Source organism: Parabacteroides sp. HGS0025 (assembly GCF_000969845.1).
In the GTDB taxonomy this organism is placed as follows: Bacteria; Bacteroidota; Bacteroidia; order Bacteroidales; family Tannerellaceae; genus Parabacteroides; species Parabacteroides gordonii.
Genome location: NZ_KQ033903.1, coordinates 442,511 through 460,995 on the forward strand (window position 1 = coordinate 442,511; position 18,485 = coordinate 460,995).

Annotated in this window: 11 protein-coding genes; 1 reads left to right on the plus strand and 10 read right to left on the minus strand. The window is 44.3% G+C overall.

Annotation, left to right across the window (positions count from 1 at the left end):
* The first annotated feature begins 319 nt into the window (after nucleotides 1-319).
* Nucleotides 320-1,645: a dGTP triphosphohydrolase gene (gene dgt, locus HMPREF1212_RS18905; protein WP_046150679.1), complete on the plus strand. Its 1,326-nt coding sequence runs from the start codon at nucleotides 320-322 to the stop codon at nucleotides 1,643-1,645.
* Here dgt and rsgA read toward each other — a convergent pair whose 3' ends face one another.
* From rsgA to HMPREF1212_RS18955, 10 genes are all read right to left on the minus strand, one after another.
* The gene (rsgA, locus tag HMPREF1212_RS18910; protein WP_046150680.1) at nucleotides 1,646-2,578 is read right to left on the minus strand and encodes a ribosome small subunit-dependent GTPase A; all 933 of its coding nucleotides are present in this window, start codon (nucleotides 2,576-2,578) and stop codon (nucleotides 1,646-1,648) included.
* Nucleotides 2,579-2,635: 57 nt separating this feature from the next.
* On the minus strand, nucleotides 2,636-3,199 hold the full coding sequence (gene frr, locus HMPREF1212_RS18915; RefSeq protein ID WP_046150681.1) for a ribosome recycling factor: 564 nt from the start codon (nucleotides 3,197-3,199) through the stop codon (nucleotides 2,636-2,638).
* Nucleotides 3,200-3,447: 248 nt separating this feature from the next.
* Complete coding sequence (locus HMPREF1212_RS18920) at nucleotides 3,448-4,611, minus strand: MFS transporter (protein ID WP_046150682.1); 1,164 nt, start codon at nucleotides 4,609-4,611, stop codon at nucleotides 3,448-3,450.
* 2 nt (nucleotides 4,612-4,613) lie between these two features.
* Nucleotides 4,614-5,483, minus strand: a complete 870-nt coding sequence (locus HMPREF1212_RS18925; protein WP_046151236.1) for a carbohydrate kinase family protein — start codon at nucleotides 5,481-5,483, stop codon at nucleotides 4,614-4,616.
* A gap of 14 nt (nucleotides 5,484-5,497) precedes the next feature.
* Nucleotides 5,498-7,033 (minus strand): glycoside hydrolase family 32 protein, encoded by a 1,536-nt coding sequence (locus tag HMPREF1212_RS18930; protein ID WP_232430161.1) that lies wholly within the window; start codon nucleotides 7,031-7,033, stop codon nucleotides 5,498-5,500.
* Between the two features lie 84 nt (nucleotides 7,034-7,117).
* Nucleotides 7,118-8,770: a glycoside hydrolase family 32 protein gene (locus HMPREF1212_RS18935; protein ID WP_046150683.1), complete on the minus strand. Its 1,653-nt coding sequence runs from the start codon at nucleotides 8,768-8,770 to the stop codon at nucleotides 7,118-7,120.
* Between the two features lie 101 nt (nucleotides 8,771-8,871).
* Nucleotides 8,872-10,593, minus strand: coding sequence for a RagB/SusD family nutrient uptake outer membrane protein (locus HMPREF1212_RS18940; RefSeq protein ID WP_046150684.1), 1,722 nt, complete (start codon nucleotides 10,591-10,593; stop codon nucleotides 8,872-8,874).
* A gap of 19 nt (nucleotides 10,594-10,612) precedes the next feature.
* Nucleotides 10,613-13,771: a SusC/RagA family TonB-linked outer membrane protein gene (locus HMPREF1212_RS18945; RefSeq protein ID WP_046150685.1), complete on the minus strand. Its 3,159-nt coding sequence runs from the start codon at nucleotides 13,769-13,771 to the stop codon at nucleotides 10,613-10,615.
* Between the two features lie 185 nt (nucleotides 13,772-13,956).
* Nucleotides 13,957-16,668 (minus strand): substrate-binding domain-containing protein, encoded by a 2,712-nt coding sequence (locus HMPREF1212_RS18950; RefSeq protein ID WP_046150686.1) that lies wholly within the window; start codon nucleotides 16,666-16,668, stop codon nucleotides 13,957-13,959.
* 64 nt (nucleotides 16,669-16,732) lie between these two features.
* Nucleotides 16,733-18,376 (minus strand): glycoside hydrolase family 172 protein, encoded by a 1,644-nt coding sequence (locus tag HMPREF1212_RS18955; protein ID WP_046150687.1) that lies wholly within the window; start codon nucleotides 18,374-18,376, stop codon nucleotides 16,733-16,735.
* Between the last annotated feature and the right edge of the window lie 109 nt (nucleotides 18,377-18,485).

An 18,485-nucleotide genomic window follows, 5' to 3' on the forward strand; every position in this document is an offset into this window, starting at 1 on the left:
TTTAACATTTTGCTAGGTTTAACCAGCCACAAGAACATAGTTCTATCAGAACTATGGCGGATAATATTAAATTCATGTTAATTATAGATAGAGCGTGTAGGGAGACATACTTTATTTATGTTAATATAAATAAATTTAAAGTCTTTATTCGAACAAATGTTGCTTAGTTCTGTTACAATTTCATAGTTTTGTAGACGGAGGAATGTGAATGTTACATAAGTTCTGATAGAACTATGGCATTTACCATTTATTTGAAGCCTTTATTCTCCGATTCTCCCCTAAAATACCTACCTTTGTAAAAAGACATTAATACAGAACTATGAACTGGACCCAATTACTTTCAGGCAAACGTTTCGGAATGGAAGAGTATCATGAACGCAAACATGAGCGTACTGATTTCCAGCGGGATTACGACCGGTTAATTTTCTCTTCCCCTTTTCGCAGATTACAGAATAAAACGCAGGTATTTCCCCTTCCGGGCAGTATCTTCGTTCATAACCGTTTGACGCATAGCCTGGAGGTTTCCTGTGTAGGCCGTTCATTAGGAAACAACGTAGCCAAAGGATTAATGCATAAGTATCCCGACGGAAGTATCAATTTTCCGGAAATAGGTTCCATAGTATCTGCCGCCTGCCTGGCACATGATATGGGAAACCCTCCTTTCGGACACTCGGGCGAACGAGCCATTTCCGCTTATTTCTCTGAAGGAAACGGCAGTTACCTGGAAGATGAGATACGTTCTAACGGTGGCCGCTGGGAAGATTTTCTTCATTTCGAGGGAAATGCCAATGCCATGCGTCTGCTTACCCATCAGTTTATCGGGAGACGCAAAGGGGGATTTGCCTTAACATACAGCACATTGGCTTCCATCATAAAATATCCTTATGCTTCGATCTACTCCGGAAAGAAAGGGAAGTTCGGTTTCTTCCAGTCGGAAGAAGAATCTTACCTGCGCATAGCTACAGAACTGGGAATAAATAAAAATCCGGAAGATGCGAACAAGTTTGTCCGTTATCCGCTGGTCTATCTGGTGGAAGCTGCCGACGATATCTGCTATCAGATCATGGATATCGAGGATGCCTGTAAACTGCATATCCTGACAACGGAAGAAGCCATCCAGCTTTTATTGAACTTCTTTGAAGGAGAACGCCTCGAGCGCATCATCAAAGTGATGAAAATGGTAGACGATACGAACGAACAGATCGCCTATCTCCGTTCCTGTATCATCGGATTGCTGGTAGATGAATGTTCACGCGTCTTTCTGGAAAATGAAGAAGGAATACTTACCGGCACCTATAATACACCTCTGATCGAGCAAATCAGCACGAAAGCCAAAGAGGCTTATGAAACCTGTTCCAGAACGGCTTATAAAAAGATTTATCGTGCCAAAGAAGTGCTCGACATCGAACTGGCCGGTTACCATATCTTCAGCCACCTCATCGACAGCCTGACAGAAGCGGTTATGAACCAGAGCCATGCTTACAGCAAGCTCCTGTTGCAACGCATACCGGAACAGTACGACACCAATGCACCTACCACTTACGGCAAGGTACAATGCGTGCTCGATTATATATCAGGAATGACAGACGTGTATGCGCTCGACCTGTACCGTAAGATCACAGGGATGAGCCTTCCGGCCGTATAATCAATACTCTTCGCGGTATTTACCTTCTTCCTTGTCTTCGAGGATACTGAGGTAACTCTTGTAGCGCGACTCGCTGATGTAATTTTCTTCGAGCGCTTTAAGCACCGCACAGCCCGGTTCATGCCGGTGTGAGCAGTCGCTGAACTTGCAGTCAGCCGAGAACTTGAATATTTCGGGGAAATAATGGGATATTTCGGCCGTCTCCATCTCAATCGTACCGAAGCCCTTGATACCCGGAGTATCGATCAGGTAACCACCTTCCGGCAACGGGATCATTTCCGAGAAAGTGGTGGTATGCATCCCTTTATTATGATATTCGGAGATATCGCCCGTCCGAAGGTTCACACCGGGAACAAGCTTATTAATGATCGTAGACTTACCGACCCCCGAATGGCCGGATAAAAGCGTGATCTTGTCCTTCAGTTCAGCCTTCAACTCCTCCAGTCCCTCACCCGTCTTCGCACAAAGCGTAGAGCAGGGATAACCGATCGTAGTATAGAGGTTCATCATCGCGTCAAGATATTCTTTTTCTTCTCCTTTATAACGGTCGACCTTATTGAAGATCATTTTAACCGGTACGCGGTAAGCTTCGGCAGTAGCCAGAAAGCGGTCGATAAAAACAGTTGTGGTAATCGGATAATTGACAGTGACGATCAGCATTGCCTGATCGAGATTAGCAGCAATGATATGCGACTGTTTCGACAAATTGGATGCCCGGCGGATTATATAGTTCTTCCGGTCTTCAATATGGGTAATAAACGCAGTGCCTTCATTATTGATATCGATATCGACACGATCGCCCACCGAGACAGGGTTTGTGCTGCGGATCTCTTTCAAACGGAAGTTACCTTTTACTTTACTCTCCACATCACGGCCATCGTCGGTACGCACGGTATACCAGCTACCTGTATTTTTTATTACCAGTCCTCTCATTCCTTCTTAATTGTCTTATATAAAAAAGAAGGGCGAAAATTGTTTCGCCCCTACAAGTTATACTGTCATTATTTCTTTTTCTTTAGCAGCGTAGAGGTCATCTACTTTTTTGATAAACCGATCGTGTATCTTCTGTACTTCCGCTTCAGCATCTTTAGCTACATCTTCGGGGGTACCATCCGCTTTCACACTTTTCTTGATCGACTCGATAGCATCACGACGGGCATTACGAACGCTGATCTTAGCAGTTTCAGCTTCTTGTTTGGATTGTTTCGCCAACGCACGACGACGTTCTTCCGTCAGTGGAGGAATACCCAGACGGATAATCTCACCATTATTTTCAGGAGTGATACCTACTTCCGAGTTCATGATCGCTTTCTCTATCTCCTTGATAAGCGGCTTTTCCCACGGAGTGATGATGATGGTTTTTGCATCCGGTGTATTCACCGAAGCAACATTAGTTAGAGGAACAAGACTTCCGTAATAAGGCACCTTCACGCTGTCAAGGATTTTCGGATTAGCCTTACCGGCACGGATGTGAGCCAACTGATCGTCGAGATATTCTATCGCAAACGTCATTTTCTCTTCTGCGGCCTGTACATACTGCTTTATTTCTGCCATAACTGATTATATTTTTGTTTCTGTTTTTTTCAATAAACAAAAGTAGTAAAGTTTTTGAACCTGACAAACTAATTGCTTTTTTAGCGGTATAATTCAATAGCATAAAGCGTGTTGGAAACGAATACTCCCTATCCGCTTACATAACTGTACCGGATAGGGAGTACGTTTATTCATCCCGAGAGTTGTTTCATCAGGGAGAAACAACTGTTTCACTTAGGTGAAACAAGTGTTTCTCCTAAGTGAAACTCTCATTGCTTCAGCTTCGGGCAGAGGAAAGCCAGGTACAAGACTCCGACACTCAATACGATCACCGCTCCCAGCTGTGAAGCCATTGCATCCGACAGGAAGCCCATAAAGAGCGGGAAGATCGTTCCGCCGAACAAGCCCATGATCATCAGGCCGGATATTTCATTCTTGCGTTGCGGCATCGATTGGATGGCCTGCGAGAAAATAATGGAGAACACATTGGAGTTGCCGAACCCGATCAGTCCTATACATATATATATAACTTCTTTGCTTTGGAAGATGGAAAGGCCGACCATAGCCGCCAACATCATTAGAACACTGATACCGAAAAATACCTTTGCCGACATCCGCGTCAGGATAAAAGCCCCCAGGAAACAACCGATCGTACGGAGAATAAAATAAAGACTGGTTGCAAACGAAGCTTCGTGCAGTCCCATTCCCAGACGTTCCATTAATATCTTGGGAGCAGTCGTGTTGGTTCCCACGTCGATACCGACATGACACATGATCCCAATAAAGCACAACAGGATAAACGGTTTACCGAGCAAGGCGAAGCATTCGCCGAACGTAGAGGGCTTCCCTTCCGGCTTCTCCTCTTCTATCTGCGTAGCTCCAAGCAGAAGAACCGCTATGACGGCTACCACCATATAGATCGGGAAAAGTATCCGCCAACCCATACCGAAGGAAGGGATGGCCGCCGTAGCTCCCCACATGGCGATATACGGAGCCAGGAAAGAGGCGATCGCTTTCACAAACTGGCCGAACGTAAGGCTGCTTGCCAGTTTATCGCCACTGATCACATTCGACAACAACGGGTTAAGTGATGTCTGCATCAAGGCATTACCGATACCCAGCAGAGAGAAAGAAAGCAGCATCAGCGTATAACCGTCACCAAAGATGGGAAGAAGCAGTGAAAAGAAAGTCACTACCAGACTGAGCAACACGGTTTTCTTCCGTCCGATGCGGTTCATCAACATTCCTGTCGGCACCGAGAAGATCAGGAACCAGAAGAATACCAATGAAGGGAAGATATTCGCCTCCGAGTCGGTCAGGTTCAGGTCTGCCTTTACATAGTTGGAAGCGATACCTACCAGATCCACAAATCCCATAGCGAAGAACGCCAGCATGATCGGGATCAACTTAATATAGAGTCCTTTTTCTTTCATGATCAGTTTTTATTGGGGTATTCCGGCCACGCACCTTCCTGGGTACAAACAAACGCTGCTGTTTCTACCGCTGCCTGATGGGCTTCGCGCAGGGATTTACCGGTTAATATGGAATAGATAAAAGCTCCGGAGAACGAGTCGCCGGCACCAACCGTATCGGCTACCTGCACTTTGGGAGTCGGGATGGTGGATGCCTCATCAGCGGTATAGATAGAGCTGAAAGAGCTTCCGGCAGTCAGGATCATATAACGCAGGTTGTATTTACCGATCAGCTGGCGGCATACTTCCTCGTCTGTACCTTCCAAGTCGCACATCGTACGTATCAATACCAGCTCGTCATCATTGATCTTGAACACATTCGCCTTATGCAGCAATGTTTCGATCAGTTCCTTCGAATAATACGACTGGCGAATATTGATATCGAAGAAGCGCAAGGCATCTTCGCGAGCATAGGATAATAAAGTTAAGATCGTTTCCCTCGAAGCGGCAGAGCGCAAGGCAAGCGTTCCGAAACAGATTGCATCCGCTTTCTTCACCAGGTCGATCGCTTCCTGTGTAAGAGGTATATAATCCCAGGCTACACCTTCGATGATGGTATAAGTCGGGATACCATCTTTCAGTTCTACCATGACACTTCCGGTAGGATGTTCCACGATCCCCAGGCTATTGGAAATATGGCTCTTTTCCAGTTCCTGGATGATCTCGGTTCCGGATACGTCATTTCCTACGGCACTGATCGCATATCCTTCCGCTCCCATCTGGGTAGCGTGATAAACAAAATTGATCGGAGCTCCTCCGGCTCTCTTTCCTGTGGGCAGCACATCCCATAACAGTTCGCCGATCCCTACAACTATTGGCTTGTTCTTTTTCATCATTTATATGTTTTTTATTTCCAGATTGAACGTATTTCAGTTATTTTTCCATCGACCAGCTCCACATTACCATTTTCGGTAAAGAGTTCTATCGTATCAAACGGTTCCGAAGGATAGAATACATCCGTCACGACAACGCGCCCTCCTGCTGTAAAGAACTCGACGGAAGCAACATCTATCAGCAATGTCCATTCCACTTCCGGAGTGTTCACGATATAAGGCACCGAATGAACCGAGGCGAACTTATCAGAGAATACCTCGCCGACTGCATTTGTACGGTCTACATAGAACAGCTTGTCCACATTCTCATAGCCGATCGTTATATATTCGCCTTTGTTGTTTTTCAGGCGCACACCATAACGGGATGCAAAGCCCAACTGGGTATTATCCTTCTGATCAAACGTCAGCTTGATCTCTATCGGGGCTTTTCCGAATTCGAACTTATCGGATAAAAGGGCTGATTTGCTGACCTTCATAGCATCGAGGGTGACAGACTCACCGTATAAAGCATCCAGTTCTTTTACAGGTTCGGAAGTTAGCAAATAGATCGACTCGTCTTTTACCAGTCCCAGTTCACGTGGGAATGTGGCAGCACCACTCCATTTCACACACGGTTTTGCACCGGCATATTCCCAGTTGTTCATCCAGCCGATCAGGATCTGTCTGCCGCCGGGTGCATCCGACCAGGTTACTCCGGCATAATTATCTTTGCCATGATCCATCCAGAAGGTTTTCTTCTGGTCGCTGATAAACGTCTTACCATCAAAGTCTCCGACAAAGTATTGAGTAGCGGAACCGCCTGCCGGGCCACCGGGGTTAATATTAACCAGCAACACCCATTTGGTTTCGTCCGAATCTTTTACCTTCAGAGGAAGCAGGTCGGGACATTCCCAAACACCATCGTGGCAACCCTGCCCTTTACCGAACTCGCTCAGGAAAGACCAGTCTATACAATTCTTAGAACCATAGAAAGTGATGGTTTGTCCGGATGCCACAGACATGATCCACTGTCCGCTCTCTTCATGCCAGAAGACTTTAGGATCGCGGAAATCGCGGATACCGGGATTCTTCAGCACCGGATTCTTATCATATTTTATCCAGGTACGGCCTTTATCGATACTGTAAGCCACGCCCTGCGATTCGATCTCTATCTGTTTCGCCTGCTCTATATCCGGGTTATGATAAGTGAAGAAGGCTACTAAAGGTGGATTCTCCGCAGTTCCGAAACCGGACGTATTCTTCCAGTCGACCACTGCACTACCCGAGAATATATATCCCAGGCTATCGGGATAAAGGGCGATAGGCATGTGTTCCCAATGCACCAGGTCTTTACTGATCGCATGCCCCCAGTGCATCGGCCCCCACACGGATGCTTCAGGATAATGCTGATAAAACAGGTGATATTCTCCTTCATAATACACCATGCCGTTCGGGTCGTTCATCCAATGTTCTGCCGGTGAGAAATGGAACTGGGGACGATACTTTTCCTGAAACGCGGCGATATTGTCCCCGGTTTCAGCTTTCGGTTTACTATTCTTACACGATGCCATGCACAGTATAATAACTATTGGTAATGCAAGATATAAAACATATTTCATCAACATAATCCTTTCATAAACAATTAATAATACAATTTACTTCCAAATAGACCGGAGCGTGTACACTTTCAGGTTCTTTACTTCGATATTATTCCCCCAGAAATGGAAGCCTTCCTTATTTTTCAAATCCGGTCGGCGCTCCATAGAATAGGAGTAAGCGCCATTATCGATAAATACTTCGACAGAAGTTTTGTCCAGGATGATATCGGCAGTGATCTCCATGCTGGTCATATCCTCCGGTGAATAGAATACACCATTTACCAGATTGAAATTCATATCATAGTTCAGTAAAGACTGTCCGAATAAGTTCAATCCTGCATTTGTGGCATGGGATAGTTTGATCGTTGTGCGGATACGCAGAGTTCCTGCATCATTGTATTGCTGAAGCAGATCATTTGCCTTGTCGGCAGTCAGCGAACTCCACTGGTTTGCTTTTGTCTGCAACTGTTCAAACTCTTTAATTGGTTTGCTGAACAGACGAACGCCGTCTTTCGTAGTACGCAAAGATAATTCCGTCGGAAGCAGCATCATACCGTTAAAGGGCATACCCGGATGAGAGATACGTCCCCATCCGATCTGTATCCTGCGTCCGTCGCTCTCCGGTATATTGGTAAATGTCTGGGCAGCATAGATAGAACCGGTTGAATAATAATATTTACCAGCCTCCGGTGTAAACTTCTTTCCATCGAACGATCCGATCATATAAGTACCGGAAGCGCCATACATCACCCATTTGGTATTATTCTTATTTCCATCGACAGGCAGCTCGAATAGTTCGGGACATTCCCAAAAGCCGGTTATATGGCTCTCGAAAGTCCAGTCTTTCAGGTTGTCCGAATTATAGATCGAATGGCCGTCACGCTCATTCAGTACAAGCACCCATTTGTTGGATTGTTTGTGCCAGAACACTTTCGGGTCGCGGGTATCTTTGCTGTTCCACTTCGCCTTGGAGTCGATCACCGGATTTCCCTGATATTTTGTCCAGGTACGTCCTTTATCGAGACTGTAAGCAATACATTGTACCTGCTTTTCGGGATTATCGGCCGTATAGATCGCTACCATAGCCGGAGTGTCTTTCTTGCCGAAGCCGGAAGTATTGTCATAGTCGATAACGGCAGAGCCGGAAAACATGGTGCCATGTTCGTCGGGATAGAGGGCGATAGGCAATTCTTCCCAATGTATCAGGTCTTTACTTACGGCATGTCCCCAATGCATATTGCCCCAATCGCGTTCGTATGGGTTATGCTGGTAGAACAGGTGATATTCACCGTCATAATGCAACAGGCCGTTAGGATCGTTATTCCATCCCCTGCGCTGAGTATAATGGATTTGCGGACGGTTGGTTTCGGTATACATACTATCCTGTCCTGCAATTTCGTCTGCCTGATAGATCTTGTTTATTCCGGCTTTATTCCCGTTATAGGATATTTTTATCTCTTTATTCTTCAGGGCGGACATATCGCAGAATACCCAATAATCCGGATTTTCGGGAGCCAGACGAATATCGAACGCCCGTTCCTGCTTACCTCCAACGTCAAAAGTCATCACCGCCCGGTCAGTCTGATGCGAAACCGGAAGGTTGAGATACTTCTTCGTGATTTTCATTGTTAGATCTTGTGCTTCTACCGTAGAGATACAGGTCATCAAAGCACTTGCAAGAATTAATACATTTCGAGTTCTTACTTTCATGGTAAATAAGGATTTAAAATAAAACAATAGTACTATTTATATTGGTCATAAACAGGACACCAGCGACAAAAGCAAATGTCCTGTTTATCGATTGATTAATTTTACCAGCCATAATTTTGCTTGTATAGCTTTTTGCTAAAATTAATCTGATTTTTCGGGATGGGGAAATATTCATCTTTATTTTTAGTAAACTTCGCTTCACCCATATAAGTACGGCGGGTTCTTTCAACTTCAAAGTATTTATTTACAGTCTCCGCAGCAATACCCCAGCGTACCAGGTCGAAGAAAGTCGAACCTTCCTGCGACATTTCCAGACGACGTTCCCAACGCAAAGCCTTACGGGCGAAATCTTGTGTCCATTCCGGACAGTTCTTACCCGGTTGATAAGTTGCAATATTGAATTTGCCTGTAGGATCGCCCTGTACATCCACTAACTTAGCTGTACTGTTAGCCGCTCTTTCACGAAGGGCATTGATCAACGGTAGCGCTTCTGCCTGACGTCCCAACTCGATCAGGGCTTCTGCCTGCCATAGCATCACATCGTCGTAGCGGATAATATCACGATTCTTGGAGCTCGACATAAACGGAGAAGCAAAAGCGAAACACGGACAATCAGGTAAAACAGTTTCCTTCATCGACATAAAACTACCATAAGTATTCGGATCGCGCGTCCAGCTCGTTTCAAAAATAAACTCAGGGTTATATTTATAAGGAGCCCCCGGAATGGCAACCGTATGATTCAAACGCGGGTCGATATTTGTGGCAAGCAAATCGTCAGCAGTCTGTAAATCATGATTATTATAAGTATCGAACAACGGTAATCCGTTTTCATCCGTTTGGAAAGCATTCACCATGTTCTGTGAAGGACTATGGAAACCACAGCAACCATATTCCGGATTCATCGGATAATTCAGCATAGCACCCCAATCCAAACGGCCACGTAACGTTCCATCGTTCACTGAAAACTGAACTGCGAATATCGACTCCGGCCCATTTTCTGTTTCGCAAAGGAAGTTATTGGCAAAATCAGAAGCTAACGAATACTTACCAGACAATCCCTGGCAAAGAGTAACAACTTCCTGCAGTTTTGTTTTATCGATATTCACAACATTATGCTTTTCATCCTGTTCGTAAGCAGCATACAGAAGAGCTTTTGCCAGATAAGCTTGTGCCATCCCTTTATTTGCTCGTGCCAGATCATCGTTTTTATCAGGCAGGTTTTCCATTGCAAAACGGAACTCGGCAATAATCATATCCCATAGTTCCTTATCCGTGTATTCGACGTTCGATATCGTAATATAATCGTCTGTCTTATCATTTTCATCAATCCACGGCATTTGTTTAAACAAGATCTTCAGATCGAAATAGAAGTTAGCACGTAAGAAACGCATTTCAGCTTCACGGATTTTCTTTTTAGGATAAACATCTTCTGAGATCATTTGAATACGTCCCAAAGCGTCGTTTGCACGGGCAATCGCGATATATTGCGAATACCACTTCTTATCCAGGTAACCATTATCATCACGCAGATAGACAAAAGTCTCAAACATATGGAAATCACCCATATCACCTGTTCCGGCACCTCCTTTATAAGCATCACCGCTACGCAAGTCCCCGTAAGGCCAGTAAGCATTAACACCCTCCTGATAGTTATCGTTACCCAACATGGAATAAGCCGAAATCACCATCTTTTCTATATTATCTGCCGTATTCAGGTTATCCGAATCGGCTACCCCCTGTGGAGCTTCATCCAGAAAAGAATCACAAGACATCATCGGGAGTAATAAAGCTGCTCCGAAAGCTATATATTTTAAAGTTTTCATAATTGTATAATCTGATTTATTAAAATGAAACATTGATACCAAAAGTAAAGGCTCTCGGAACCGGATAAGCAAAGTTCGGAGTTTCCGGATCTGCTCCCGTAAAGGCATTATCGCCCCAGCCTTTCTTGATTGTCAGCAGGTTCTGACCGGACAGATAGATACGTGCGCTTTCCATATGGGCAGCTTTCAGTATATGATCCGGCAAACGGTAACCAATTTCAATATTTGCTAATTTCAGGAAAGAAGTATTTTCCACGAAATAAGTAGAGAAACGTCCTTCATCATTTACATTATTTGCAGAAGCTGCCGGAATAGTTGAGCTTGTATTATCCGGACTCCATGCATCCACCAGACGTCTTCCGTAATTCTGTCCTCCGAAAAGTCCGAAGAAGTCCGTAAATGTTTTCTGACCGTTATTTGCATGAGAACCGACCTGTCCGTTCCAGAACATAGAGAAATCAAAATTCTTCCAACCTGCATTCACATTCAAACCATACAAGAACTTCGGGTCTTCTACACCTAACCAGGTACGGTCTTCATCATTGATCTTTCCATCATCATTCAAGTCTTTGTAACGGATACGGCCAACACCTTTACCCGGTTGTTCCACGTGGTCTGTTACTTCTTGTTCATTCTGGAAGATCCCGTCAGCCACATAACCGAAGAGAGATTTCCAGGGACGTCCAAGAATAGTCTGGTCGTTGCCATTACCAGGATAAGAATTGATTACATCTTCCGGCAATTTTGTGATCTTATTACGATAGCTGGCAATGTTACCGGTGATATTTAAGTCTACTTCACCTACTTTTTGATTATAAGTCAGCATGAATTCAAATCCGCTGTTCTCCATGCTTGCACCATTCACCCAACGATCACCGCCAAAGCCTATTGTTGCGATATAAGGAGGTTTAACCAGGATATCATCTGTTTTCTTATAGAAATAATCGATAGATCCGGTAAACATCTGATTAAACACACCGAAATCGATACCAGCATTATTCTGAGTAGTTGCTTCCCATTTCAGATCCGGATTAACGCGTTGCGTACGGATAAAGCCGGAAGGTAATTGTCCTTGCCCTGCTCCGGTAATATCATAAGCTGTACCTTGATCGCGTCCCCAGGTAGCATCTGTATAATAACGAGCCTGATACAGACCGTAAGAGGCATAGTTATCGATTTCCTGGTTACCTGTTTTACCCCAACCGTAACGAAGCTTCAAGTCTGAAACAATATTTTTAGCTCCTTCAAAAAAACCTTCTTCACTGACACGCCATCCCAAAGAGAATGCCGGGAATGTACCCCAACGGTTATTTTTACCGAAACGGGAAGAACCGTCACGACGTACCGTTACAGAAGCCAGATATCTGTTATCGTAGCTATAATTCACTTTTCCAAAGAAAGAAGAAAGAGCGTAAGAAGTTGCTCCACCGGCATTACGCAAGTTTCCGTCACCAACCGACAGATACATATAATCTTCATTTTCCAGCAGGAAGCCGTCACGACCGGCCGACATATCTTCAAGTCTGTATTTCATCATTTCCTGACCGACCAATATATCGAAGTTACTCTTACCTAAATCAACTTTATATTGTAAGGTATTACTCAATACCCAGTTTCCGCCATAGTTTGTATATGTATTCAAGCGGGCTGTCTTATCCGACATGAAACCTGACTGGTAAGTCTTTTGCATATCGCGTTTCCACCATCCGGTATAATCGATACCGAATTTAGAACGGAATGTCAGGCCTTTCAATATATCAACACTCAGGTTCACATCCCCGAAAAGGCGGAACACATCTTCGTGATTTTGTTTGTTATCTTCAATCAAACGAACCGGATTCTGACGGTCGCTCATATTACTTGCCGGGCCTCCCCAACCACCGTCCAACGAATGAACCGGTACGATAGACTGGATATTCTTTGCATTTTCCTGCAGACCTTTGCCATCCAACGTAGAACTACGCGTCTTAGACAGGGATAGATTCTCTCCGATAACCACACGGTCGTTAAACAGTTTATAGTCACTGTTGATACGGGCTGTAATACGGTCAAAATAAGTGCCTTTGACTGTACCGTCATTTCCATAATAATCTGCAGAGAATAAGGCACGTCCTTTTTCATTACCGGAAGTAACAGTTACATTGTAATTCTGAATAAAACCGGTACGGCTGATTTCCTTTACCCAATCCGTGTCTGCTGCACGCATCACAGGATCACCTGCTACATCCAGATATTCTGGAAGGATCATTCTATTTAAAGTCGGTTTGCCATTATTCCAGGCAACATCATACATATAAGTATAGGGATTCATTTTCTCATTAATAGATCCGTTACTTAATGTAGTAGTATTCAAAACGGAGCCATCATTTACCCCTGCACGGAAATTCACAAGTCCATACTCTTCCGTATTTAACAGATCAACTGAGCGTTGCCACTGCTGGGCAGTCAGAGAAGCACGGAATTCAACATGCGTTCCACCTGCTTTTCCTTTTTTTGTTGTTACGATGATCACACCGTTAGCGGCACGTGATCCGTAGATAGTAGCTGCGGAAGCATCTTTCAACACCTGGATAGACTCAATATCAGAAGTTGCTATCTCATTCATCGAACGGGTACTGGGAATACCATCGATGATATAAAGCGGTTTGCTGTTTCCCAGGGTAGAGACACCACGTATCTTAACATCCACATCACCGTTAGGCTGACCGGTATTCGTTACATGGAGTCCCGGAACACGTCCCTGCAATGACTGAACAGCATTACTGGTGTTTATATTCTTTATATCATCCATTTTTACAACCGAAACGGCTCCTGTCAGGTCGGCTTTCTTCTGTGAAGAGTACCCTGTCACCACTACGTCACCTAATGCCTGTACATTTTCTTTCAGGACAATATTCAGTTTCTTGTTTTCATTTGCCGGAATTTCCTGTGTTATATATCCGATATAGCTAATCTGGATAATAGCACCTTTAGTTACTGAAAGAGAGAAATTACCGTCCATATCGGTAATTATACCATTTGTAGTTCCTTTTTCTACAATAGAAGCTCCCACAACAGGATAATTATCAGTTCCTGAGATAACAGTTCCATTGATGGAAACCTGCTGGGCAAACAAAGCTTGTGCCATAAATAACATGGTTATCCATACGCACCATTTACGTAGTTTTAATGCTTTCATTAATCTTAAATTATTTCGTTTAACAATGATTTGGTGAAAGCAAAAGTATTCCCTATGCAAGTAACAGGTGATAAAATATTCATCTTATCGTATCAAAATTGTCACATCTGTAGCATTTTAATTATATAAAGTGACAAATTTGATAGATAGGATACATTTGTTATATCAAACAAAGTAAGGAAAAATCACTGATATTCCGTTGGCGTAACATCGTACACCTGTTTAAAGCATTTGGAGAAATAAGCGGGCGAAGAGAAACCCGTCTGATAAGCAATCTCGCTTACCGTATATTGTTTTTGCTTCAACATAGCGGCCGCTTTACTCAAACGATAATTGCGCAGGAATTCGACCGGGGTCGTTCCGGTCAGTTCTTTTATTTTCCGGTGAAGATGTCCACGGGAAAGCCCCAGCGTATCGCTCAGTTTCTCGACGTTATACTCGGTATCGGTATAAACCTCTTCTATGCATTTGATAAAGTTGTTCAGGAAAACATCATCCATGTTCTTCACCTTTTCCGGCTCGGTAAGCAGCAGCTTTCCTTTTTGTAACTTTTCCAGCAACTGATCGCGCAAGCGCTTTCGCTCCTCGAGGATCCGGATCATTTTAAGTTTGACGAAATTAATCCGGAAAGGCTTCTGAATATATTCGTCCGCACCTCCCGACAACCCAAAGTTACGTTGGCGTTCATCGGAAAGAGCCGTTAACAAGACGACAGGGATATGGCTGGTCGACAAATTCGTTTTGACATAACGGCATAATTCGAACCCGTTCATTTCGGGCATCATCACATCACTTAATACCAGAGATACATCTTCAGTAGCCAACACTTCCAGCGCCTCTTTCCCGTTAGCGGCAAGCAGTATATTGAAGTTATCCTGCAACTCTTCTTTCAGATAGGCTCTTACTTCTTCGTCATCTTCCGTAATCAGGATCGTATAAGGATATCTGACAGACAGCAATTCTTTCTCTACGGAATCATCCAGTTGGGCCGCATCATACGCCAAAGGAGAAATAGGAAGTTCGGTGACATAGCCATCGGTAAAATGCTCTTTTCCTTTCAACAACGTCAGTGTAAAAACAGTCTTTGACCCCGGAATACTGTCTACAACAATCATTCCATGGTGCATATCGACATATTCTTTGACCAGATGAAGCCCTATACCGGTTCCGCTGGAAGTATTTTCCGTATAGAAACGGGTAAAAAGATAAGGTATATTCTCCGGTTTAATGCCCCGACCGCTATCTTCTACCGATACCTGTATCTTATTCTCCAGTTCAGTCAGATTTATACGGATCGTTCCGTTTTCCGGGGTGAACTTAAACGCATTGGAAAGCAGGTTTATCAATACTTTTTCCATCATCACCGGATCAAACCAAAGGTTACACTCCTTAAGATCGGACGTGAAAGTAAAATCGATATGGCGCACCGATGCCATACTATCAAAGTAAGACTTCAGTTCACGGATAAAAGCGACCAGGTCGGTATTGCGTATCTTTAGTTTCTCCTGCTTATTCTCTACTTTGCGGAAATCAAGTATCTGGTTAATCACACGCAGTAGATGTTCCGCATTCTTCTGCATCAATTGCAGGTCACGCAGATAAGGAGAGTCATGCAGTAACTTCAGAAGTTTATCCAAAGGCCCCAGTATCAGGGTTAACGGAGTGCGAACCTCATGGGAGATATTCGTGAAGAATTGTAGTTTCTGTGCCGTCACTTCCTTTATCTCCGCGTTTAGCTGAATAAGTTTTTCGCGTTGTTCTTCTTCTTTCCGGTTGATTTCGCGCAGTTCGTGATTTGTTTTCTTCAGTTTAAAGTTGATCACGAACGTATAAATAGAAAGCAGGATAAAGCCGATCATCAGGACAGAAATGATCAGGAAAGAGTTCTGCAGAAAATTAAAGCGGTTCAATAACGTATCGAGATTAGAACGTTGCTGTTCGATCCTTCTCTGATAGTTCAACAGACGGGCGGATTGTATCAGGAGCGTCTGGGCACTGACCTTATCGATCTCTCCGGTTTGTAAAGGAATATACTTTTCTACCGGTTCGCCATTCAGTATCTTCATGGCAGTACGGATCACCTGTTCACCACCGGTAGGATAAAGGAAAGAAGCATTGATACGCCCATCTGAAACAGCTTCAAGCCCGGCACCAGCCACGGCATCGACCCCGATGATCGGAAGTTGGCTTGCCCACTCCGGCGCCTTTTCCATAAAATATTCGCGGGCGGCGATAGCCATCATATCGTTATGCGAATACACGAAATCGACTTTGAAAGGCCATTCCAACTGTTTCAAACGAACCTTTGCCGTATCATACACCCATTCCCCTTCTACTTTCCTGAAACTCAGATCCGAGCGTTTCACCAGGGCGTCTATAAATCCCTGATGACGTTCCTGTGCGGGAGAAGAACTGGATAATCCCCAGATTTCAAGGATAGAAGCCGAAGGGGGAAGATCTCTTGCGGCATAGCGACCGGCAGCATATCCGATCGTATAGTTATCGGCACCGACAAAGGTAGTGTACAAATCCGTATTCACCTTCCTGTCTGTTATAATGGTAGGAATACCCGCCCGGTAAGCTTCTTCCGCCACCTCTGTGATCGGGTTGGACTGGAAGGGGGAAATGATCAGTACATCCACCTTATCCTTAATCAACTCCTTGATCTGCCGGATCTGCGTATTGTTATCGCTATTCGCATCTTTTACAATGATCTCCAGATTGTCATAATTGGATGCTTCAATTTGCATCTCCTTTACCATAGACTGCCGCCAGGCATCGTCAAGCATACATTGTGAGACACCGATCACATATTTCTTTTCCTTTTCCGAAGTAGTACAACCTACTGTAAATAAGGGAAGAAACAACAACAGCAAAAAGTTTTTCGTGTATCTCATGGTATGATAGAATTGATATGGAAATCCAAGACAAAGATAGGAAAGATCCGGAAGATATCAAGAACTACCTTTCTTCCATTTTATCTTGATATTCAGGGAACCTATATCCGGTTATCTCTTCCAGACCGGATGTATTTTCGGCCTTCGCATCATATTCTCCATACCAGTATATCGTTGTCGCATAATCGACCGTACCTTTTACCCAGCTCAACATTTCTATATCGAAGCGGAAACTTTCAGTAAAAGGAATGGCATCCAGATTACGGGTTCTGAAGAAAGCATTATATCCGGCAGAACTTTCTTTATCCGCACGTGGCGCACCGCCGAACGGAGTATGAAAAGGTACAACCGGAGCCCATGAACTATTATAGTAATCTTCCGTCCCAGTACCAAAATGGGAAGGGAACGTATCATCATCCACCCAGATCTTCTCATCCCCTTCACCGTACCAGGCTGGCGAGTAGTTATACAGTGACAGCAGGTCGCCCATATAAACGCCTTTCCCTTTTATCGTAGCAAAGTTCCATTCCAGGCATTGCGAGTCATTATCATACTCATTGGTAACCGGTATGCCTTGCTCCTGTTTCCACGAAGCATGGAAGTAGAGCGAACGGTCATCCCATTTCCATTGATCGACCTGTGCATTGACAGAAGCATCGATCGTTTCATCCGAATAGTTGATAAGCGTTATCTTAGCTTCTTTCTGATAAGGCATCACCCAACGGCTCGTCACCGTCCCTTTTCCATCAGCGGATAAATACCAGCTATCCACATAAGGTGCACCGACACCGCCCGCCGAGAAGTCACTGAGAGGAGCCCACACCATTGTTTTGTCATCGAATTCAATCTGTAAAATAACACGACGCATGACGACGGCATACGCATCCTTGTTTGCCATATCTATTTGAATATCCAGATTCCGGATAGCCTGGTTACCCTGCGGTAATTCCGACAACGACAAAGACTGCCCGGCGGAAACCTGTTCGGACACAGATACGGTTTTACCCGCTTTATAGGTCGGAGGAGCAAGCAAGGTTTTATCCACCTCGGCAATCTTATCCTGAATGGCCATCGCTCCTTCGGCGGAGAATGTCTCCACAACCACATCTTGCGGATATTTTCTATAATTTATCTGATAATATTTGGGAGTCGGCTCCACCGCTTCGGGATATTCAAAGGTAACCTTACAGCTTTTGGCATAAGGTATCGGAAGGAATAAGGTATTTCCTCCTTTTCCATCTGGCGTGTAACTGGTATGAGGTTGTAATAATCCTCGACCTAACGGGATATTGATCCGCATCAAATCGTAGGCAGGGATTGCCCATTGCGCCTCTGTTGCCCCGTCGAAGTAAAAACGCATCGTACCGCTCTTGTTTATTGTAGTCAGCCAGATACGTGTGATTGCCCCGGGGCCTTCCTCATCAAAGAGTACGTTTTCAATCCGGTTGTTTATCGTATCCGTTCGGACAATACCGAAACCATCATTATTGGCAAACCAGTACGCGGAATCAGGATGGACGGAACGCCTGTCATAACTACTTACCTGGTGAGTCGTATAATAAGGGGACGGCACACGTGCCACCGCTTCCGCCGAAACCATTTCATCCAGCAAAGTCGATAAAGAAACCATTTGAACCTCCTCCTTACAGGAAAAAGACAAGAATAGAAAACCAAGGCATATCGATGCCAGATACAATTGTTTTTTCATGTATTATCTCCAGATTTGTTTTTTACATTGACTTAAAGCACAAAAATAGGATAATATCTTTTCAGGAAGCTATCACAAATGTCGTAAACACGATAACAATTGTATCATC

Bases quoted from the DNA above. Each gene is read 5' to 3' on its own strand.
- HMPREF1212_RS18940 (WP_046150684.1), bottom strand. From the start codon at position 10,593: ATGAAAACTTTAAAATATATAGCTTTCGGAGCAGCTTTATTACTCCCG.
- HMPREF1212_RS18945 (WP_046150685.1), bottom strand. From the start codon at position 13,771: ATGAAAGCATTAAAACTACGTAAATGGTGCGTATGGATAACCATGTTA.
- frr (WP_046150681.1), bottom strand. From the start codon at position 3,199: ATGGCAGAAATAAAGCAGTATGTACAGGCCGCAGAAGAGAAAATGACG.
- rsgA (WP_046150680.1), bottom strand. From the start codon at position 2,578: ATGAGAGGACTGGTAATAAAAAATACAGGTAGCTGGTATACCGTGCGT.
- HMPREF1212_RS18955 (WP_046150687.1), bottom strand. From the start codon at position 18,376: ATGAAAAAACAATTGTATCTGGCATCGATATGCCTTGGTTTTCTATTC.
- HMPREF1212_RS18930 (WP_232430161.1), bottom strand. From the start codon at position 7,033: ATGGCATCGTGTAAGAATAGTAAACCGAAAGCTGAAACCGGGGACAAT.
- HMPREF1212_RS18925 (WP_046151236.1), bottom strand. From the start codon at position 5,483: ATGAAAAAGAACAAGCCAATAGTTGTAGGGATCGGCGAACTGTTATGG.
- HMPREF1212_RS18950 (WP_046150686.1), bottom strand. From the start codon at position 16,668: ATGAGATACACGAAAAACTTTTTGCTGTTGTTGTTTCTTCCCTTATTT.
- HMPREF1212_RS18920 (WP_046150682.1), bottom strand. From the start codon at position 4,611: ATGAAAGAAAAAGGACTCTATATTAAGTTGATCCCGATCATGCTGGCG.
- HMPREF1212_RS18935 (WP_046150683.1), bottom strand. From the start codon at position 8,770: ATGAAAGTAAGAACTCGAAATGTATTAATTCTTGCAAGTGCTTTGATG.
- dgt (WP_046150679.1), top strand. From the start codon at position 320: ATGAACTGGACCCAATTACTTTCAGGCAAACGTTTCGGAATGGAAGAG.